Here is a 20,848-nt window from a genome sequence, read left to right on the forward strand (position 1 = left end):
GGACCAACCTGCCCAGAACACCCCACGGGGCCGGGCACGGGCCTAGCCTTGACACATGACGTCGACGTGCGCGACGCCCCGACGTTCCGGGCGCGCAGCGCGCCGTTCGCGGACGGCCCGCTGATGGTCGAGCGTGTCACCTCCCCCTCCGATTCATCCACTTCGTCGTCTTCGTCGCTCCTTCGGACTGCCGCCGACTCGTCGGGTCCGGGGACCGCAGCCGGCCCTGAGGGTTCGGCGAGCGCCCGGGACTCGGCCGAGGACCGCCTGCGGGGCCTGCTCGCCGCCAACCGCTCCGTGGTCTCGGAGCTCGCCCTGCCCGGGGTGCTGCGACGGATCGTCGAGGCGGCGCGCGCCATCGCCGGTGCCCGATACGCGGCACTCGGGGTCATCGGGCCCGACGGCAGGCTCGAGCAGTTCATCCACGCCGGCATGGACGAGGACACCGTCGAGCGGATCGGCCACCTCCCGACCGGTCGTGGGGTGCTCGGCGCGCTCATCGAGCAGCCCGAGCCGATCCGGCTGCACACCATCGGCGACGACCCGCGCTCGGCCGGCTTCCCCGCCGCGCACCCGCCCATGCAGGGCTTCCTCGGGGTGCCGGTGCGCTCGCGGGGCGAGGTCTTCGGCAACCTCTACCTCACCGACCGGGTCGACGGGTCGGACTTCAGCGCCGACGACGAGGACCTCGTCGTCGCCCTGGCCGCGAGCGCCGGCGTCGCCATCGAGAACGCCCGCCTCTACGAGGAGTCCCGGCGCCGCCAGGAGTGGCTGCGCGCCTCGGCGGAGATCAGCCGTGACCTGCTCCGCCCCGGCCTCGGCGACGAGGTTCTCGTGCGCATCGCCGATGCCATGCTCCGGCTCGCCGACGCCGACGTCGTCACCCTCGACTTCCCCGAGGGCGACCCGGCCACCCCCGCCCACCAGGTCAGGGAGGACGCGTCGCGGCTCGTCATCGAGGTGGCACGCGGAGTCGAGACGGACGACCTGCAGGGGACGGCATACCCCACCGCCCCCTCGCTGGCCGGCGAGGCGATGCGGGAGCGCCGAGTCGTGCTCGTCGACGGGACGGGTCCGCTCGACCCCGCGCTGACGCCCGTCATCGCCGACGGGATCTGGGGACCGGCCATGGCCTGCCCCCTCGTCGGGGAGGAGGGGGTGCGCGGAGCGGTCGTCGTGGCCCGCTGCGTCGGCAGCCGTCCGTTCAGCCCCTCGGACGTCGAGACGGCCGAGCAGCTCGCGCTCCACGCCGCCGTCGCGCTCGAGCTCGCCGACGGGCGTCGCGACGAGGAGCGTGTCGCCATGCTCGAGGACCGGCACCGCATCGCGCGTGACCTCCACGACCACGTCATCCAGCGGATCTTCGCCACCGAGCTGACGCTCGAGGCCGTCACCGGGCGCGCGACCGACCCCGCGGTGCGCGCGGCCCTGGGACGGGCCGTCGAGGACCTGGACGAGACGATCCGGCGCATCCGCACCTCGATCTTCGACCTGCAGGGGGCGCGGTCGTCCCCGGATGCCCGCGCCGTCCTGCTCGAGGTCGTGCGCTCCTCGACGGCCGGGCTGGGCTTCGAACCCGCGCTCCGGCTCGAGGGGCCCGTGGCGACCGTACTCGACCCGGCGCTGCTGCACGACGTGACCGCCGTGCTGCGCGAGGGCCTCACCAACGTCGTCAAGCACTCGCGGTGCACGAAGGTCGACGTCCACGTGACGGTGACCGCCTCCTGCGTCACGGTCGAGGTCACCGACGACGGGTCGGCGATGTCGCCGGGCACCGGGCGGGGCGCAGCGGGTCCGGAAGACGCGGACCACACGGATGCGCCTGGCACCGGCCGCCCGGTCCGGCCCACCCACGGCCGCGGTCTCGACAACCTCACGAGCCGCGCCCGCGCCCGCCACGGCGAGTGCACCCTGGCCACCGACGAGAGGGGGACGGTGCTCACATGGACCGCTCCGCTGACCAGCTGACCCCACCGATCACGGTCTTCCTGCTCGACGACCACGAGATCGTCCGGCGCGGGCTCATCGACCTGCTCGAGTCCCACGACGGCTTCCGCGTCGTCGGCGAGGCCGGCACCGCCGCCGAGGCCCTGCGCCGGATCCCCACCCTCGCCCCGCAGGTCGCCCTCCTCGACGCGCGCCTGCCCGACGGCAGCGGCATCGACGTCTGCCGGGAGGTCCAGGTGAGCAGCCCGGGCACCCGGTGCCTCATCCTCACCTCCTACGACGACGACGACGCGCTCTTCGCGGCAGTGATGGCCGGAGCCTCCGGCTACCTCCTCAAGCAGATCCGCGGCCCGTCGCTCACCGAGGCGGTCGCCCACGTCGCCGCCGGCCACTCCCTCATCGACCCGGCCCTCGTCGAGCGCCTGCTCGAACGCATCCGCCGACCCGCGGCCGACGAGACCCACGCGGGCCAGGGGACCCACGGCGGGCACGGGTCGCTCGACGGCCACGACGCACGGCAGGGGCACGGCCGACGCAACGGTCGGGCCGGGCCGTGGACGCCGGCCGACTCCCTGACCGACCGGGAGGAGGAGATCCTCGGCCTCATCGCCGAGGGCCTGACGAACCGGCAGATCGGCGTGCGCCTGCACCTGGCCGAGAAGACGGTCAAGAACTACGTGTCCGGCCTGCTCGCCAAGCTCGGCTTCGAGCGGCGCACCCAAGCCGCCGTCTACGGCGCCCAGCACGGACACGACCCCGAGCAGGACGACCACCACTCCAACCACCACGACGCCAGGCACGACATCAGGCACGACACGGGGCACGACACGGGACACGACGCCCAGTGGGCCGACCGTCGCGGACGACCCTGACGGCATACGCGCGCGGGTGTCTGTAACGCATCGTCGCGGGCGCCGATGGTCATGGTGAGGCGGCACCCGATCCCCCGAGCGGGTGCCGTCTCGCTGTCCGCCCGAGGGCCGACAACACCGCCGCCCCTGCTGGTTGAAGGGCGACGATGCCGCACGTGCCCTGTACCCCGCGGGCGCGAGGACGAACAGGACACTCCCGTCACAGGTCCTGGAGAGCGTCCCGTTCGGGCGCCCCGCCCGCCTGCCCGGCGCATCATGGAGGGTGGGTGACCTGCGTGACGCAGGCGGGGAAGGAGCGCGATGGAGCCGCAGCGGCCGCGGTCGGGCCGGGCCCTCGGACTCACCGCCCTCGCGACCGTGCTGCCCGGCTCCGGGCTGACGCGCACCCGCAGCCGCCGGCTCGGGTGGGTGCTGCTCGTCGTCACGCTGGGCGCCCTCGCCGTGGCGGCGCGCTCCGTCCTGACGCGCGGGGTCACCGCCACCGCGCTCGAGATCGTCTCGCACCCCGAGCTCATGGGCCCGGCGGCGCTCGCCATCGCCGCCTGGGGACTCGTGTGGTGCGCGTCGATCGTGCTCACCGCGGTCGAGGCCAGGCCTCGCGGGCTCGGCGGGGGCCGCACGCTCGTGCTCGCCGCCTTCACCACGGCCATGGTCGGGGCGATCGGGAGCGGGACGTACCTCGCGGTCGACTACGCCCTCATCACCCGGGACACCGTGGGCGCCGTCTTCTCGGCGCCGACGCCTCGCCCCGGGACCGGGCCACGCGTCACCGCCGAAGTCGGCCCCAGCACCTCGCCCGACGCCGACCCGTGGGCCGGGCAGCCCCGCCTCAACGTGCTGCTCATCGGCTCCGACGCCGGAGCCGACCGCGTCGGCATCCGCACCGACTCGATGATCGTCGCGAGCCTCGACACCCGGTCCGGCCGCACGACCCTCATCTCGCTGCCGCGCAACCTCCTCGACGCGCCCCTCGCGCCGAACAGCCCGCTCCGCGCGCGCTACCCCTCCGGCCACTTCGGCCAGCCCGACCGCGCCTGCGCCCAGAACACCCCGGGCGTGACGGGACAGTGCCAGCTCACCAACCTCTACGCCGAGGCGGAGGCGTATGCCGTCGACCACCCCGGCGCCTACGCGCCGGGCATCGTGCCCGGCCGTGAGGAGGTCCGTGGCGCCGTGCAGCAGATCGTGGGGCTGCCCATCGACCACGTCGTCGTCATCGACCTGCGCGGGTTCCCGCTCCTCGTCGACGCGATGGGCGGCCTCGACATCAACGTCAAGGACGCCGGGACGGGAGGACCCCTTCCCATCGGCGGGCACGTCACGGCCGACAACCGCGTCGTCGGGGTCACCGGGTGGTTCCGGCCGGGCCGCCAGCACCTCGACGGGCAGCACGCGCTATGGTACGCCCGCTCCCGCGCAGCCGACAACGACGACTACCGGCAGGCACGGCAGCGCTGCGTCGTCCGGGCCATCGTCGAGCAGGTCGACCCACTCGCGATGCTCCGGGAGTACCCCCGCCTGGCCCGGATCGCCCGCGACAACATCTACATCGACATCCCCGTCCAGAGCCTGCCCGCCATGGCCCTGCTCGCCGAACGGGCGCAGCGGGCGCCGGTCGACAGCGTCTCCCTCACCCTCGGCGACGGGATCAGACCGTGGAGCCCCGACTACGCCAGGATCCGCGCGCTGGTCCGCCGGGGCATCACGGCGTCCACCACCCCCGACGCGTCTCGGCCGGCGTCACCGCCGCCGACGACACCCGTGGCCCAACCGACACCACGTCCGACACCGCATCCGACACCGCATCCGACACCGAGCCCGACACCGAGCCCGACGACGACGCCGTATGCGCAGTGCTGAGTCGTGCCGACCGGTGGGGTGAGGCTGCCCGGACCACCTCGGATCACCCCCGACGGGGGAATCGGGCGCCCGGCCTCGCTCCTAGCGTGGCGACATGAGGACCAGCACCGTCGTCACCGCCGCGCTCCTGACCGCGAGCCTCGGGCCGCTCGCTGCGTGCACGTCGCAGCCGGACCCGGTGCAGGGCCGCATCACCGACCCCGCCCGGGGCACGAGCGTCAACGCACAGGCCGGGGACCTGCGCCTGCTCGCGACCCGCATCGACGCCCCCGAGGACCGCAAGCTGCTCGGGGGCTCCAACACGGGCCTGTTCACCACGCTCGCCAACGACGGCGCCGCCGCCGACCGGCTCGTAGCGGTCAGCACGGTCTACGCCCGACAGGTCGTGATGCGCCAGGGCACCGACGGCGCCGAGAGCCCGGTGCAGGTCGACGTGCCCGCGGCGGGGGTCGTGTCGCTGCAGTACCCCGGGGGCCTGCACCTCGAGATGGTCGACCTCAAGGTCGACGTGCGGGCGGGCCGGCTGCTGCCGGTGACCTTCCGCTTCGAGAAGGCCGGCAGCGTGACCGTCAACGTCTTCGTCGACGGCTTCGGCCTGCCCACCGTCTCGCCAGTCTCGCCCGTCTCGCCCGTCGCGCCCGCGACGAGCTAGTCGCGCACCGGTGGTGCGTCCGGCCGTGGGACGTGCGGGTCGGCCGCGGAGGCGAAGACGTTGAGCCCCATCGACCGGCTCAGGGAGCGTGTGATGAGCTGACCCCGCACGCTGTTGCCGGCGTCGTCGAGCGGCGGGGACCACACGGCCAGGCCGCCCTTGCCCGGAGCCACCGTCACCACGGCGCCGCTGACGCCGCTCTTGCCGGGCAGGCCGACCTCCCAGAGCCAGTCGCCCGACAGCTCGTAGAGGCCGGCCGTCGCCATGACGGCCAGTACGTGCGCGCAGGTCCTGTCGGAGACCACGCGCCGACCCGTCAGGGGGTTGACGCCTCCGTCGGCCAGCGTCGCCGCCATGACGGCCAGGTCGTGCACGTCGACGGACACCGAGCACTGGCGCGTGTAGAGGTCGGTCGCGACGTCGGGGTCGCAGTGGAGCCGGCCGTAGCTGTGCAGCAGGTGCGCGATGCCCCGGTTGCGCAGGTTGGTGGCCGACTCGCAGGCGTACACCTCGTCGTCGACGGTGAGACGGCGCCCGGCGAACGCCGACAGCCAGTCGACGACGACGTCCCACGCGGCATCCGTCGTCGTGTCGGGGCGCCCGGTGCCCGCGATCTCCGGCGCCAGGCTCGTCGTCGCGATGGCGCCGGCATTGACCATCGGGTTCATGGTGCGGTGGTCGTGCAGCTCGATCGCCATCACCGAGTTGAAGGGCAGCCCGGTTGCGTTGGCGCCCAACAGGTTTCGGGCCCGGTCTGCTCCCACGGCCTCGACGACGAGGGCGAGCACGAAGGGCTTGGACACGCTCTGGACCGAGAAGCGGACCCCGACGTCACCGACCTCGAAGGCGCGCCCCGTCACCGACGCCACCGAGACGGCACACGACGCGGGGTCCGCCGTGGCCAGCTGGGGGATGTAGGTCGCGACGGGCCGTCCGCGACGTGCCGGTGCTGGTCGTAGGCCGCCCGCACCAGGTCACGGACCGTGGCGTCCTCGGGCAGCTGCCCTGTCGACACCTGCGCGAAGGGCCCGTCCGGGTCCACGTCCACCACAGCGCCCCGTGTCAGTTGAGGTGGACGGGAGCGCCCGGTCCCCACGGGATCCCGACGAGGTACCAGACGACGAAGAAGATGATCCACGTGACGAGCACGATGGCGGTGTAGGGGATCATCATCGACACGACGGTGCCGAGACCCGACCTGCGCTCGTACCGCTGGCAGACGAGGACGATGAACGGCAGGTAGACCATGAGCGGCGTGATGACGTTCATCGGGCCGTCGCCGACGCGGTAGGCCGCGATGACCGTCTGCGGCGCGATGCCGAGCCGGTAGAAGAGCGGGATGAAGATCGGGGCGAGGATCGCCCACTTGGGGATGACGCCGGGCATGATCAGGTCGATGACGGCGACGAGCAGGATGAAGCCGACGAGCAGGGCCAGTGCTCCGATGTTGGCGCTCTCCAGGAGGTCGGCGAGCCCGGTCGCCGCAAGCTTGCTGATGTTCGAGTAGTTGAAGTACGCGATGAACTGGGCGATGAGCAGCATGAGGAAGATCAGGCCGCCCAGCCCGTTGAACGTCTTGACGATGGCATTGATGACGTTGGTGCTGCCGGTCAGCGTCTGCGCTCCCCTGCCGTAGCCGAGGCCTGCCGCGAGGAAGAGCATTGAGATGATGAAGAGCAGGCTGCTCATGAACGGTGAGGAGCCGAAGATCTCGCCGGTCTCGGGGTTGCGCAGCGGAGCGTCCGGGAGCGCGGTCAGCAGCGTCACGACGACGACCGCGACGAGCGTCCAGATGAGCGACATCCGCAGGCCGCGTGACTGGAGCGCCACCTCCTCGTCGGTCTGGACCGTCTCGGCGGGGGCCTCCTCGGCCGCTTCGGAGGAGTCCCACCTGCCGAGGCGTGGCTCGAGCAGCCGTTCTGTCACCCACGTCATGACGAGGGCACAGAAGACGAGCGACGCCGTGCTGAAGAAGAAGTTCTGCGTCACGTTGAGCGTGACGCCCGGCGCGACGAGACCGATGGTCTCGTTCGTGACCTCCGTGATGATGCCGTCCGCCGGCGTGATGAGGACGTTGACGAAGAACGCCGCACTGACGCTGGCGTAGGCCGCCGCGATGCCCGCGAGCGGGTGGCGTCCCAGCGAGACGAAGGCCGCTGCGCCCAGCGGGATGAGCACGAGGTAGCCGGCGTCGGACGCGACGCTCGAGATGCCACCGAGCAGGACGATGATGAAGGTGATCGCGCCGCGCGGGGCGACCTTGACCATCGTGCGGATCAGGGCGGCGATGAGGCCGGCCTCCTCGGCGACACCGACACCGATCATGGCGACGAGGATGACCGCGACGACGCCGAAGTCGTTGAAGTTCTGCACCGCCGTCGTGAAGATGAACCGGATGCCGTCACCGGTCAGCAGGCTGTTGGCGGTGATCGTCTCGCGCTCGAGGTGGTAGTCCGGGACCGCCCCCGTCGGCGGGTGGGGGTAGCCCGGCACCGTGGTGCCGCCCTCGTAGTCGGGAACGGCCGGGACCGAGCCCGGTTCGCCGACGTCGGTCGTGACGCTCGCACCCGTCAGGTGCAGCACGTGCGAGAGCACGATGACCCCGATGATGAGCGCGAGGAAGATCAGCGCCGGGTGGGGCACCTTGTTGCCGAGCCGCTCGATGGCGTCGAGGAAGCGCTGGGTGCCGCCCGACTTCCCCTGCCCCTGCAGCTGGCCGCCCGACTCGTCGGACCCCTGGCCCGACGAGTCGTGGGCCCGAGCGGCGGTGCTCATGACCCGGTCCCGGACGCGCCCCCACTCTCCGTCGGCCGCTCGAAGGCGCACGCGAGCTCGACGAGCAGGCGGCTGCCGAATCCGGTGGCCCCCGTGTTGCGCCAGCCGACGGCCTCGGGCAGCTGGGCGGTCCCGGCGATGTCGATGTGCGCCCACGGCTTGCCGCCCACGAACTCCTCGAGGAAGAGGCCGGCGGTGATCTGTCCTGCGTTGGGCCCGCCCAGGTTGGTCATGTCGGCGATGGGTGAGTCGAGCTGCTTGCGGTAGGCCCGGTGCAGCGGGAGCGGCCAGACCGGCTCGTCGACGGCGGCACCGGCCGCTCGCACCTGCTCGACGAGCGCGTCGGAGTTGCCCATGACCCCGGCGATGTCGACGCCGAGTGCTCGCAGGCAGGCGCCGGTCAGGGTGGCGATGTCGACGATCGCGTCGACGTCGAGCTCCACCGCCAGCGACAGCGCGTCTGCCATGACGAGCCGGCCCTCCGCGTCGGTGTTGCGCACCTCCACCGTCTTGCCGTTGCGCATCTGGAGCACGTCACCGAGTTTGAGGGCCGAGCCGGACGGCATGTTGTCGGTGCACATGAGGTAGCCGGTGACCTCGGTGCGGCACCCGGCGTCGCGCAGGGCCGTCATGGCGGCGAGCACCGTCGCGGCGCCTGTCATGTCGTTCTTCATCTGCGCGTGCGACTCGTCGCTCGGCTTGATGCTGATGCCGCCGGAGTCGTACATGATCCCCTTGCCCACGAGGGCGAGGTGGCCACGTGACGGACCCTCCGGCACGTAGTGCAGACGGATCATCCGCGGCTCCTCGACGCTGCCGAGGTTGACCCCCAGGAGGCCACCGCAACCGAGCTCGACGAGCTCCTCCCTGCCGACGACCTCGACCTCGAGACCGGCCGGGGGTCCGAGCTCCTGCGCCACCTCCCCCATGCGGGTCGCGGTGAGCACCGCGGCCGGACAGTTGGACAGGTCCCGGCCGAGGGCGGCAGCGCGCGCGAGGAGCTCGCCGCGGCGCACCCCCTCGACGACCTCGTCGGAGTGCGCGGCGGGGGCGACGACGACGAGCCGCTCGAGGGCGCTGCCGTCGTCGGAGTCGCTGATCCGGAACTGCCACCGGCCGAGCAGGACCCCCTCGGTGACGGCGCGCGCGAACGCCCCCGGGGACAGCCCGATCTCCCGCTCCGGCAGCTCGACCGCGAGCCGGGTGTGCTGGGGCACGGCGCGGGCGAAGGTGGCTGCGAGGTCCCGCACCGCCGCCTCGTCGACCGCGTCGACGGCGCCGATCCCCACCGCGACGAGGGCGCGCCCGGCGCTGGGCAGGACGTGGGTCTGCCCGCGACGGCCGGTGAAGCCGACCGCTGCGAGGGCCGAAGCGTCGTGCCCGAGCTCCGCCGGGGGCTCGGCACCCTCGGCGACGGGGACGGCGACGGCGCCGACCTCGTCGGCGCCGGGCAGTTGCGTGACGACGTCGACGACGGCATACGACCGGGTCGACGGGACGGGGTCCACGGTGCGCATGGCGGGAGTGCTCACGCCGAGCTCCTTCCGGGGGCATGGGTTCGGTCCCTCCGAGCATGTCCGCCCTGCGGTTCATCCCGATTCACCCGTCGTGGGTGACCGCGCGGTGGTCCGCGAGCCGGACGATGGGAACCGTGAGCCCGGCCACCACGAGCCTGGTCGTCCTCGCAGCGACCGTCGCCCTCTTCGTCTGGAACCGCCTCCCCGTCGGCGGCGTGGCGGTGCTGTCCTGTCTCACCCTCTACGCCACCGGTCTCGTCGACGCCGACACCGCACTGTCCGGCTTCGGTGATCCTGTCGTCGTGTTCATCGCCTCGCTGTTCGTCGTCAGCGAGGCCATCGACTCGGCCGGCGTGACGACCTGGGCAGGACAACGGCTCATCGAGGTCGTCGGGGACGGCGCGGTGCGGCTCACCGTGGCGGTGCTCGCCCTGTGCGCCGTCCTCACGGCCGTCATCACCCTCAACGGCTCCGTGGCCGCCCTGCTGCCCATGGTCCTCGTGCTCGCCACCCGGATCCGGCGCTCGCCGTCGCTGATGCTGATGCCGATGGCCTTCGCCGGCAGCGCCGGTTCGCTCCTCGCCCTGACGGGCAGCCCCGTCAACGTCATCGTGTCGACCGCGTCCGTCGACGCCGGGGCGCAGCCCTTCCGCTTCTTCGACTTCGCGGTCGTCGGGCTGCCGCTCGTCATCGTCACCGTCGTCATCGGAGTCCTGCTCGGGCCGACGGTCCTCCCGCGCCGGTCCTCGAGCCAGCCCGTGCGCGACCTCGGTCGCCACGCGAGCCGCCTCGCGGCCTACTACGAGCTCCACGACGGCTTCTACCGCCTGCGCGTGCGAACCGGCTCCCCCGTCGTCGGCGTCCCGGCCGCCCGGTTGGACCTCACGGCCTACCCCGGCGTCACCCTCATCGGCGTGCAGGGCTCGGGAGGGCACGCCGTCTCCGGTGGCACCGGGGTCGCCGAGGACGACGTCCTCGTCGTCAGCGGTGCCAGCGACGCCGTCAGCCGGCTGGTGCCCGAGCTCCGTCTCGCGGTCGCCATGCAGCCGATCACCGTCGAGAGCGCCGGCATCATGAGTCGCGAGGTGGGCGTCGCGGAGGTCGTTGTGCCGCCCCGCTCCCCCCTCGTGGGCGAGACGTCCTTCCCGGGCCAGATGCGCGAGGCCGACCTCGTCGTGCTCGGCATCCGCCGTCTGGGCAAGGACGTCGGCGCTGCCCCGCTCGAGCTCACGGCCGGCGACAGCCTGCTCCTGCACGGCACCTGGACCTCCATCGAGGAGCTCGTGCACGACCGGGACGTGCTGCTCGTGGACTCGCCGGATCTCGTTCGGCGACAGGCGGTTCCGCTCGGAGCTCGGTCGGGGCGCGCCATCGTCATCCTCCTCGCCATGGTGGTGCTGCTCGCCCTCGGGCTCGTGCCACCCGCCATCGCGGGACTTGCCGCCGCGACCGCCATGGTCCTGACCAGGGTCGTGAGCGTCAAGCAGGCCTACCGCGCGGTCTCGTGGCAGACCGTCGTGCTCATCGGCGGCCTCATCCCGCTGTCGACCGCGATCGAGACGAGCGGCGCCGCCGACCTCGTCGCCCGGGGCCTCATCGACGTCGTCGGCAGCGGCCGGCCGTACGTGCTGCTCGTCGCGCTCTTCGCCCTCACCGCCGTCGTGGGACAGGTCGTCAGCAACACCGCGACCGTGCTCATCGTCGTGCCGATCGCCGTCGCGGCGGCGCAGGAGACGGGCGTCTCGGTCCAGCCGGTGCTGATGCTCGTGGCCGTCGCCGGCGCCGCCTCGCTGCTCACCCCGATCGCGACGCCGGGCAACATGATGATCATGGGTCCCGGCGGCTACCGCTTCGGTGACTACTGGCGGCTCGGACTGCCGCTCCTCATCGTCTGGATGGCCGTCGCCATCACCGTCATCCCGCTCGTGTGGCGCTTCTGACGGCCTCGGCGTCGCTCGCGTGCCGGCGGCGCCACACCGCGACGGTCACGCCGCCGAGCGCCAGGGGCACGAGCATCCAGCACACCCGGAAGACGACGAGGCCCGCGACGGCCGTCGCCTCCCAAGGGCCCTGCTCCAGACCGAGGATGGCGATGACCGCGGCGTCGAGGACGCCGACCCCACCGAAGGGCAGCGCGGTCAGCGGGTAGCTGACGAGCAGCGCGACCACGACGGTGACCGCCGACGCGGCGGAGGCCGGCACCCCGGCGAAGCGCAGCGACAGCAGCAGGAGCAGCGCCTCACTCAGGACCAGCCCGAACTGGCACGCCATGGCCCGCGACCAGCCGCGGCGCAGCACGTGCCCGGCCTGACGGACGAAGCCGGCGGCCCGCTCGGACCAGGCACGCGGGTCGATGCGCGACGAGAACCGCGCCGCCTGGCCGGCGACCCACTCCGCGGCTCGGGCCGCAGGTCGCTCACCGCGCGAGGCGATCACGAGGGCCGCCACCACGGCGAGACTCACCGCTCCGCTCGTGAGCGCGGTCCACGCATACGCCGGCTCGGCCTGACCCGCGGCGACGGCGACCGCGAGCCCGAGGACCGGCGAACCGAAACGCGCGACGTAGTAGGTCAGCGTGTTGAGCGAGATGCCGGCGATGCCCTCGGTCGCCTCGATCCCCCACGAGCGCAACATGGCGATGCGCAGCACGACGTCACCCGGCGGCGGTGCGACCGTCGCGACGAGGTTGGCCGACAGGTCGTTGCCGACGGCTCGGCGCAGGCCCAGCGACGGGACGAAGACGGCCAGGGGGCCGGCGTTGAGGCACTGGCGCACGGCGACCACGGCGAGCAGGGCCAGCACCTGCAGCGCGCCGAGCTGGGTGACGGCGTCCCAGACGGCCGGCCAGTCCACACGTCGCACGACACGGCTGAACCACCACAGGGCGAGGCCGGCCAGCAGGAGCTTCAGGGCTGCCGTGACCAGACGGCGACGGCCGTTGCGCGCCAAGGCTTCCGGCGCGCCCACCAGCGCCGTCGGCCCAGGGGGCTCCGGCGGCTCGGGCTCGTCCGACTCGTCCGGCACGGCGGTCAGTCCGGGAGTCGGCGCAGCTCGAGCAGCGTGAAGCCGAGGTCCTGGAAGCGGTCGAGGATGCCGTGCAGGTGGGGGGCGTCGACGACGTCCCCGTACATGACCGACCCGGTCGTGCCCGTCGCGACCGTCGACTCCTCGAGCTCCGGGAAGGCGGAGCGGGCGACATCGGGGATGTGCTCGACCAGGATGAACTCGTAGCGCACGCTGCCCCCTCCATGGGTCGGTCCGATGCGAAGCTCCTGGCTCGATCGTGCCGCGCCTGACCCGGTCGGGGCGTCACCCCGCGCGGGTGAGCGTCGCCCTAGAGCAGGCCGAGGCGTCGGGCGGCAGCCACGGCGTCACGCCGCGAACCCACCCCGAGCTTCTGGAAGAGGGAGCGCAGCTGGGTCTTGACCGTGTTGCGGCTCACCGCGCGCGCCTCGGCGATCTCGGCCACCGTGAGCAGGGAGGGCAGCTCACGCAGCAGGCTCAGCTCGCGGGCGCTGAGGGCGACGTCGAGGAGCGGCTCGACGGCGCCCTCCCGGAACGTCCCGGCGTGCTCGCGTAGCTCGAGCACGAAGGGCTCGAGCTCGCCGAAGCGACCGACGCCGGCGGCGAGCACGTCGACGACCTCGGGGGCCACCTCGAGGACCATCCGCAGGGCGCGCTGGGGCGCGGCGAGGGTCAGCGCGGCGACGAGCTCCTCGTGCGCGACGGTGGGCTGGACGTTGCGGTGGGCCACGACGGCGGCGACCAGGTGCGCCGTCACGACGACGCGCAGACCCAAGGTGCCGACCGGCTGGACGGCCACCCCCGGGACCGCGGCCCCCACGGCGGTCCGGCCGGCCGGTCGGGCCGATCGGACGGCGGCAAGGACGGGGACCACGGCTGCCCGGGCCGCGGCGTCGTCGCCGCCACGCAGGTGACGCACCGCGGCCATGGTGGCGACCTCGGGACCGGCCCCGGGAAGCCCCTCGGTCAGGCCCTCCACCTCCTGGGCCAGCCGGGGGAACCCGGCCAGCAGGACGACCCGGTGGGCGCGGGCCAGCTCCCCGGCCGCGAGCAGCGGGGTCATGGTCAGGTGCGCCACCTCTCTGGCTCCGGCCATGACGCGGTCGGCGACGTCCTGCCGGGTGCCCGGCTGGGCGCCCGCCTCGAGCAGGTCGAGGTTGGCGTCGAGCAGGCGGGCGAGACGCGCCAGCTGCTCGAGCCCGCGCGCCGCCGTCGACGGCACGCCGCCCGGCGCCCCGGCCGCCCCGTCGGGCACGTCCTGGCCCTCGGCGAGCCTGAGCACCGTCGAGGCGACGGTCCCGAGCAGCTCGAGCGCCGTGCGGTTGCGGGAGCGCGCGGCCGTGTCGTCGAGGACGTTGAAGGCCGCCCAGCCCGCCAGCACATGCGCCGGCAGCAGGCGCGGGGAGGTCGCCCACGGTGTGCCCTGCGCCTCGGCCAGCGCACGCTCGGACCACGTCGCGAGGCCGACGAGGTCCTCGAGACCGGCGGCTGCCGAGGCGAGGCCCACCATGGCCTGGAGCGCCGGGAGCGGGTGACCGGCGCCCCGCGCGGTGCCCAGTGCCGACCGGTAGGCCGCCTGAGCCTCGGCGAAGCGTCCCGAACCGAGCAGGACGTCGCCGCTCGTCAGCGCGTCGAGCAGGGTGAGGTCGGCCTGGGCGTGCGGCACGCGCCCGGCCGACAGGCCGTGGTCAGGGGGTTCGTCCGCGGCCAGGGGGTCGTCGTCGTGGCCGTCCGCGAGCGGCCGCCCCGAGGCGGCGCCACGAGTCGCCGGCCCTGCAGACCACGCGGTCATGGTCGAGCTCAGCTCGGCCGCCAGACCGGCGGCGAGCCGCTCCGCTCCACCGGCCGCCGTCCCCGCGACCGTGTCGTCGCCGGCGGGTTGCCGCCCGGGGTCCCTGCCGACGAAGGACAGCCAGCGCAGACCCACCGCCAGGAGTCGCTCCAGAGGCAGCACCGCCGGGTCCTCAGCCTCGTCCTCGTCTTCCGACAGCTCGGTGAACCACGTCCCGGGCCGCGTCTCGAGGGACGACAGCTGGCGACGCGCGGCCTCGGGGTCGGCGAGGTCGAGGCTCGCCAGCGCCGCGACGGCCGTCATGACGGGGTCGCCGGCGCGCACCGTGCGCACGGCAGCCTCGACGTCCGAGGCCCGCCCGTCGAGCAGCAGGTGCAGGGCGTGCTGGTGGATGACGTCACTCATGAGGTCGAGGTCACCCGCGGCCTCCGCGTGACGCAACGCCCTCCCGGGGACGTCGTGGGCGGCATACCACTGGGCGGCCCGGGCGTGGACCTCACGCGCGCCACGGACGCTGCCCGCCTCGAGCATCGCGCCGAGGTAGCTGCGCAGCAGCACGTGGTAGCGGTAGGTCGGGGTGCCGACCCGGTCGACGGTCACCATGGCGTTGTCGGAGGAGAGGGCGTCGAGAAGGGCTCCCGCGTCGTCGCGCCCGGTCACGGCGGCAGCGAGGTCCGCCGTCAGGTCCTCGAGGACCGAGGTCGACAGGAGGAACTCCCGCGTCGACTCGTCGAGGCTGGCCAGCACCTCCTCGACGAGGTAGCCGGACATGGCCCGGTCGCTCCGCGCGAACTCACGCAAGAAGGCGTCCGCGTCGCGGCCGCGGGCCAGCGACACGGCGGCGAGCGCGACGCCCGCGGCCCAGCCCTCCGTGAGCTCCTGGAGGTGACGGACCTGCTCGTCCTCGAGCGCCAGGTCGTGCCGGGCGAGCAGCTCGCGGGTGTCGTCGAGGCGGAAGCGCAGGTCGTGCTCTCGCACCTCCACGAGGCGCTCCTCGAGGCGGAGCCGGGCCAGGTGCAGCCCCGGCTCGGAGCGGGTCCCGACGACGACGTGCAGGTGCGAGGGTGCCCACCGGACGAGCAGCTCGACGAGGTCGAGGCAGCGCGGGTCCCGCACGAGGTGCAGGTCGTCGAGGACGAGCCAGAGGTTGCGGCGCACGGTCCCGGCGAGCTCGAGCAGCCACGTGACGTATGCCGGCCCGAGCACCGACGGCACCGTCTCGTCCGCGAGCCGGGGCACGTCGGGCAGCCCGCCGGTGCGGACGGCCCCGAGCAGCGTCTCGGCCATGACCTGGGGGTCGTTGTCCTCGCGGTCGAGCGAGGCCCAGCCGACGAGGTCGCCACGCCCCTCGAGCTCGGCCGCCCAGTCGGCGAGGAGCGTCGTCTTCCCGGTGCCCACCGACCCGGCCACGAGCACCGTGGTCCCGCTGCCCCGCTCGGTCGCGGACGGCAAGGGTGCCGGCGCGGAGATCGTGGCCCGGCGCACGGTGCGTCCGGACAGTCCCGGTGCGCGATGCTTCGGCGACAGCCTGGGCCCGGTCGCCCTGGCCCCCTCGGCGCGCCCGGATCGCGTGCCGGCCGTCCCGACGGCCCCCGAGTCCACGATGGTCAGTGCCCGCCGCCGGGCCCGCAGGCTCTCGCTCGCCGCAGACCTGCGCCGATCTGCCGGCTCGTTCGGGACCACGCCGCTTCAAGAGTCATCACGGGCTGCTTTCGGGGAGGGGTACGCCTGCGACACGTGCGGGCCGAACGCTCGACCGCCGTGCACCACGCGCTTCCGCGGTGTCGGCCGCTCAGCCCACTTTCACCGTACCTTCGCCCCGTCGTCCCGGCATGCTTTCAGCGTCTTGCCAGTGGGGCCGTCCGGATGGTGAGCGACTCCTCGACGCCGCGAGCTGGGACGCGCCGAACCCCCGCTCACCGCGGTGGCACGTCGAGCGTGAGCTGCTGCCGATGGAAGTCGTAGTGGCGGACGCCGTAGGCGTACACCTCAGCGAGGCTCATCGTGTCGCTGAAGAACGGGTCCCACCCGACCGGGAAGTGCATCCGTCGGCCGAGCGCTTCGGCCGACTCGGCATCGAGCCGGTGGTGCAGCCGGGCGACGGTGCGGTCGAGCTGTCGGGTCAGCCGGGGACCGTGGAAGACGAGTGCGCCTCCGACGGAGCCGACGTAGTTGACGTGGTGGAACGGTCGAGTCGCGGCGTCGAGCACCGCCGCGAACGCCCTGCTCGCCCCGTCAGGCAGGCGACCGAAGATCCGGACCAGCGGGAGCAGCCGCCGCACGATGAGGAAACCGAAGGCCATGTGCCACAGCAGCTGCTCGTTGGTCCATCGCGTCCCTCGGGACCGGCGCCGGAGGTCGTCGGCGCCGGCGGCGGCGACGATCCGACGGAGGTCGACGCGGACTCTCTCGAGTTCGTCGTGGATGCGCTGCCGGTCGGCTGCTGCCGTGGTGGCCATGCACCAGTCTCCCGCTTCGCGCCCCGCCACGGGCCTCGCGCCCGCCACTGCCCCGCAGCCGGGACGACGACGCCCCCGGGCACCGCCGAGCGTGCGGTCAGCTGGTGACGGGAGTGACGTCGAGGGACTCCAGCAGGCCCAGGATCCGCTGCTTGATCTCGTCACGGATGGGGCGCACCGCCTCGACCCCCTTGCCGGCCGGGTCCGCGAGCTCCCAGTCCTCGTAGCGCTTGCCCGGGAAGATCGGACAGGTGTCGCCACACCCCATCGTGATGACGACATCGGACTCCTTGACCGCCTCGGTCGTCAGGACCTTCGGGGTCTCGGCCGTGATGTCGATCCCCTCCTCCGCCATGGCGGCGACGGCCGATGGGTTGACCTGGTCGGCGGGCGCGGAACCCGCGGAGCGCACCTCGACGGCTCCGCCGGAGAGGTGCGCGAGGTAGGCAGCGGCCATCTGGGAACGGCCGGCGTTGTGGATGCAGACGAACAGGACGGAGGGCTGGTCGGGCCGTACGGTCATGGGTGGCTCCTGGCTGGGGGCAGCGGTGGTTGCGCGATGGGACGGGTGAGCTGGGACAGGGCTGCGGCGCCGACGGGCTCGTGGGCCAGCAGCGGCAGGACGGCCACGCGCCGGCACAGCCGGGCGACGCTGGCGAGAGGCGCGGCCTCGGTGCGGGCACGGGCTCGCAGGAACGGCGAGGTCGGCGCCGCCGCGGTGAGGCTGGCGTTGACGACCCACGCCCACGGCGAGATGCCGGCGCGCGCCAGGTCGTCCTGCAGCTCCTGCGCCTCGAGCACCGGGGTGGTCTCTGGCAGGGTCACGATGACGACCTTCGTCCGGGCGGGGTCCTGCAGCCGCATGAGCGGCGTCACGAAGGTGGCCCCCTCGCTCATCTGACGGGTGATCTCGCGATGGTAGGAGCCGGTGGCGTCGAGCAGCAGCAGGGTGTGCCCGGTGGGCGCGGTGTCGAGGACGACGAACTGCTTCCGAGCCCGGAACACGACGTGGGAGAACTGCTGGAAGACGGCGACCTCGTCGGTGCACGGCGACTTGAGGTCCTCGGCGAGGACGGCACGGCCGGCGTCGTCGAGGGCCTTGCCCTTGCTCGCCATGACGCGCTCGCGGTAGGCGCCGATCGCCACCCGGGGGTCGATGCGCTCGACCGTCAGGTGCTCGACCCCTCCCTCGAGCGTGTCGTCGAGGTGTGCGGCCGGGTCGGTGGTGGTCAGCAGCACCTCGTGACCTCGGGACGCGAGCTCGAGGGCCATGGCGGCAGCGACCGTGGTCTTGCCGACACCGCCCTTGCCCATGCACATCACGAGTCCGTGCCCGTCGCCCTCGAGGTCGTCGACGAGACGACGCAGGTCGGTGAAACCCCTTGGGGGCGAGACGATCTCAGGGAGTGGGGACGGATGAGGCGTCTCGTCGGGATCGAGCAGCTCGCGGAGCGCGGGCACGCCCACGGTGTCGTGGGCCAGCAGCGGCAGGGTGGTCCGTGGCAGCGCTGCCACGGCGTCGGGGACGGCGGCGAGCGCCTCCTGCTCACGCGAGCCGACAGCGAGGGCCAGCTCGTCCGCGGGCCCGGTGGTGACGGCATACGACGGCATGACGCCGTTGACGACGAGGTGGGCGTTCGTCATGCCGAGATCGCGCAGCTCCTCGAAGGTCCTGGCGGCCTCACGCAGCGAGGAGCGTTGCGGCCTGGTGACGAGGACCAGGCGGGTGCGCGCGGGGTCTGTCAGCGCACCCAGGGCCCCGGCGTAGTCGTGGCGCAGCCGGTCCAGCCCCGCCACCGGACCGAGGCACGACACGTCGCCCTTGCCGTCGGAGAGGTAGGAGGTCCACTCCCCCGGCAGCCGCAGCAGTCGGATCGTGTGCCCCGTGGGCGCCGTGTCGAAGAGGACGTGGTCGTATGCCGTGGTGGTCGACTCGTCGGCCAGCAGCGACGTGAACTCGTTGAAGGAGGCGATCTCCGTCGTGCACGCCCCGGACAGCTGCTCGGTCATCGCCGCGACCTCCGCCGCCGGCAGGAGGTCGCGCACGGGGTCGATGATCGCTCCGCGGTAGGCCTCGGCAGCCTGCTGGGGGTCGATCTCCAGCGCGTCGAGGCCCGGGACGGCCGGCACCGGTGTGACGGTGTTGCCGATGGTGACTCCGAAGACCTGCCCGACGTTGGAGGCGGGGTCGGTGCTCGTCAGCAGGATCCGTCTGCCCTGCTCGGCGAGACGGACGGCCGTGGCGCAGGCCAGGGAGGTCTTGCCGACCCCGCCCTTGCCGGTGAAGAAGAGGAACCGCGGCAGGTCGTCGAGGAAGGGCAGGGCGGGCATCACCGCGGGCCCTCGGCCACCCGGAAACGACGACGCAGCGCGAGGCTGACGTAGACGAGGGCGACGAGGGCCGGCACCTCGATGAGGGGACCCACGACGCCCGCGAGCGCCTGCCCCGAGGCAGCACCGAAGGTGGCGATCGCGACGGCGATCGCGAGCTCGAAGTTGTTGCCGGCGGCCGTGAAGGCGAGGGTCGTCGTGCGCTCGTAGCCGAGGCCGGTCGCAGCGCCGAGCCCGAAGCCGCCGCCCCACATCACGGCGAAGTAGACGAGCAGCGGCAGCGCGATCCGGGCGACGTCGAGGGGCCGTGACGTGATGGCCTGTCCCTGGAGGGCGAAGAGGATGACGATGGTGAAGAGCAGCCCGTAGAGCGCCCACGGACCGACGCGAGGGATGAACGTGCTCTCGTACCAAGCGCGCCCGCGACGCCTCTCCCCGATGCGCCGGGAGAGGTAGCCGGCGACCAGCGGGACGCCGAGGAAGATCAGGACCGAGCGGGCGATGTCCCAGGTCGAGGCGTCGATGCCGGTCTGCTCGAGCCCGAGCCAGCCCGGGAGGACCGAGAGGTAGAACCAGCCGAGGCCGGCGAAGGCGACGACCTGGAAGACGGAGTTGAGCGCGACGAGCACCGCAGCGGCCTCGCGGTCACCGCACGCGAGGTCGTTCCAGATGATGACCATGGCGATGCACCGCGCCAGCCCGACGATGATGAGCCCGGTGCGGTAGGCCGGCAGGTCGGGCAGGAAGACCCAGGCGAGCGCGAACATCAGGGCGGGCCCGACGAGCCAGTTGAGCACGAGCGAGCCGACGAGCAGGCGCTTGTCACCCGTCACGGAGTCGAGCCGGTCGTAGCGGACCTTGGCGAGGACGGGGTACATCATGACGAGCAGCCCGAGCGCGATGGGCAGCGAGACCCCGTCGACCTCGACCCGCGACAGGCCGTCGCCGAGACCCGGCACGAGGCGTCCGAGGAGCAGGCCCGCGAGCATGGCGAGTCCGATCCACACCGGCAGGAAGCGGTCGAGCGTCGACAGCCTCGCGACGACCGGGTCGTGGTCCGACGGCACCGGCGGCGTGGACGTGACGGAGGGGCTGCTCGGGTGGTTCACCGGTGTCCTTCGAACGCTGGGCATCGTCGTCGCTGCTGCATCGACGATGGTCGATACTCCAACGCTGGCAGCCACATCAGCGTGTGTCAATATGGACCATCGTCGATGCCGGTGAACGGAGGGTGGACCCGTGAGCACGACCACGCTGGGCACGATCACGCTGACCACGACCCCCCAGCAGGCGCGGGAGGTCTCCGCCTGCGGCACCGAGCCCGTCGACGTCCTCGACCGTGCCGAGGCGGACCGCCGGGCCGCCCTGCTCAAGGCGCTCGCCGACCCCGTGCGCCTCCAGCTGCTCAGCATCATCAGCGCCTCCCCGGGGCAGGAGGCCTGCGTGTGCGACATGACCGAGGCCGTGCAGGTCTCGCAGCCGACCGTCAGCCACCACCTCAAGACCCTCGTCGACGCCGGCCTGCTCACCCGTCAGCGCCGGGGCAGCTGGGCGTGGTTCCGTCTCGACGTGGAGGGGCTCGCCGCCGTGCGCGGCTTCCTGGCCTAGCGCGTCGGGTG

16 protein-coding genes are annotated in these 20,848 nt (G+C 73.0%); 6 read left to right on the forward strand and 10 right to left on the reverse strand.

Annotation, left to right across the window (positions count from 1 at the left end):
* Positions 1–48: 48 nt before the first annotated feature.
* The 4 genes from ABD297_RS00270 (at position 49) to ABD297_RS00285 (ending at position 5,331) form a co-directional block, all read left to right on the forward strand.
* The gene (locus tag ABD297_RS00270; protein ID WP_344252104.1) at positions 49–1,968 is read left to right on the forward strand and encodes a sensor histidine kinase; all 1,920 of its coding nucleotides are present in this window, start codon (positions 49–51) and stop codon (positions 1,966–1,968) included.
* Positions 1,944–2,819, forward strand: a complete 876-nt coding sequence (locus ABD297_RS00275; protein WP_344252105.1) for a response regulator — start codon at positions 1,944–1,946, stop codon at positions 2,817–2,819. The genes ABD297_RS00270 and ABD297_RS00275 overlap by 25 nt, the downstream gene beginning before the upstream one ends.
* A 300-nt stretch (positions 2,820–3,119) precedes the next feature.
* Positions 3,120–4,679 carry an LCP family protein gene (locus ABD297_RS00280; RefSeq protein WP_344252106.1) on the forward strand — a complete coding sequence of 520 codons (1,560 nt, stop codon included), beginning with the start codon at positions 3,120–3,122 and terminating at the stop codon, positions 4,677–4,679.
* Between the two features lie 94 nt (positions 4,680–4,773).
* A complete protein-coding gene (locus tag ABD297_RS00285; RefSeq protein ID WP_344252107.1) occupies positions 4,774–5,331 on the forward strand; it encodes a copper chaperone PCu(A)C in 558 nt (185 codons plus the stop codon).
* On the opposite strand, the gene glsA is transcribed toward ABD297_RS00285, so the two are convergent.
* The 3 genes from glsA to ABD297_RS00300 form a co-directional block, all read right to left on the reverse strand.
* Complete coding sequence (gene glsA / locus ABD297_RS00290; RefSeq protein ID WP_344252108.1) at positions 5,328–6,200, reverse strand: glutaminase A; 873 nt, start codon at positions 6,198–6,200, stop codon at positions 5,328–5,330. The genes ABD297_RS00285 and glsA overlap by 4 nt on opposite strands.
* 193 nt (positions 6,201–6,393) lie before the next feature.
* Complete coding sequence (locus ABD297_RS00295; RefSeq protein WP_344252109.1) at positions 6,394–8,106, reverse strand: AbgT family transporter; 1,713 nt, start codon at positions 8,104–8,106, stop codon at positions 6,394–6,396.
* The gene (locus ABD297_RS00300) at positions 8,103–9,638 is read right to left on the reverse strand and encodes a leucyl aminopeptidase family protein (protein WP_344252110.1); all 1,536 of its coding nucleotides are present in this window, start codon (positions 9,636–9,638) and stop codon (positions 8,103–8,105) included. The genes ABD297_RS00295 and ABD297_RS00300 overlap by 4 nt, the downstream gene beginning before the upstream one ends.
* Before the next feature lie 110 nt (positions 9,639–9,748).
* Here ABD297_RS00300 and ABD297_RS00305 point away from each other — a divergent pair, with 110 nt between their 5' ends.
* Positions 9,749–11,563, forward strand: a complete 1,815-nt coding sequence (locus tag ABD297_RS00305) for an SLC13 family permease (RefSeq protein WP_344252458.1) — start codon at positions 9,749–9,751, stop codon at positions 11,561–11,563.
* Here ABD297_RS00305 and ABD297_RS00310 read toward each other — a convergent pair.
* From ABD297_RS00310 to arsB, 7 genes are all read right to left on the reverse strand, one after another.
* Positions 11,538–12,647: a lysylphosphatidylglycerol synthase domain-containing protein gene (locus ABD297_RS00310; protein WP_344252111.1), complete on the reverse strand. Its 1,110-nt coding sequence runs from the start codon at positions 12,645–12,647 to the stop codon at positions 11,538–11,540. The two genes, ABD297_RS00305 and ABD297_RS00310, sit on opposite strands and share 26 nt — an antisense overlap.
* Before the next feature lie 5 nt (positions 12,648–12,652).
* Positions 12,653–12,859, reverse strand: a complete 207-nt coding sequence (locus ABD297_RS00315) for a hypothetical protein (RefSeq protein ID WP_147065972.1) — start codon at positions 12,857–12,859, stop codon at positions 12,653–12,655.
* A gap of 98 nt (positions 12,860–12,957) precedes the next feature.
* On the reverse strand, positions 12,958–15,891 hold the full coding sequence (locus tag ABD297_RS00320; RefSeq protein WP_344252112.1) for a winged helix-turn-helix domain-containing protein: 2,934 nt from the start codon (positions 15,889–15,891) through the stop codon (positions 12,958–12,960).
* Positions 15,892–16,355: 464 nt separating this feature from the next.
* Positions 16,356–16,898 (reverse strand): DinB family protein, encoded by a 543-nt coding sequence (locus ABD297_RS00325; protein ID WP_344252113.1) that lies wholly within the window; start codon positions 16,896–16,898, stop codon positions 16,356–16,358.
* 97 nt (positions 16,899–16,995) lie between these two features.
* Positions 16,996–17,421, reverse strand: a complete 426-nt coding sequence (locus tag ABD297_RS00330) for an arsenate reductase ArsC (protein WP_344252114.1) — start codon at positions 17,419–17,421, stop codon at positions 16,996–16,998.
* Positions 17,418–19,229 (reverse strand): arsenical pump-driving ATPase, encoded by a 1,812-nt coding sequence (gene arsA / locus ABD297_RS00335; protein WP_344252115.1) that lies wholly within the window; start codon positions 19,227–19,229, stop codon positions 17,418–17,420. Before arsA ends, ABD297_RS00330 begins: the two co-directional genes overlap by 4 nt.
* Positions 19,229–20,296, reverse strand: a complete 1,068-nt coding sequence (gene arsB, locus ABD297_RS00340) for an ACR3 family arsenite efflux transporter (RefSeq protein ID WP_344252460.1) — start codon at positions 20,294–20,296, stop codon at positions 19,229–19,231. Before arsB ends, arsA begins: the two co-directional genes overlap by 1 nt.
* Positions 20,297–20,468: 172 nt before the next feature.
* Between arsB and ABD297_RS00345 the strand changes: the two genes are divergently transcribed.
* Positions 20,469–20,837: an ArsR/SmtB family transcription factor gene (locus tag ABD297_RS00345; RefSeq protein WP_344252116.1), complete on the forward strand. Its 369-nt coding sequence runs from the start codon at positions 20,469–20,471 to the stop codon at positions 20,835–20,837.
* The last annotated feature ends 11 nt before the right edge of the window (positions 20,838–20,848 follow it).

The sequence above is a fragment of the Terrabacter carboxydivorans genome, from assembly GCF_039532035.1.
Lineage (GTDB): Bacteria > Actinomycetota > Actinomycetes > Actinomycetales > Dermatophilaceae > Terrabacter > Terrabacter carboxydivorans.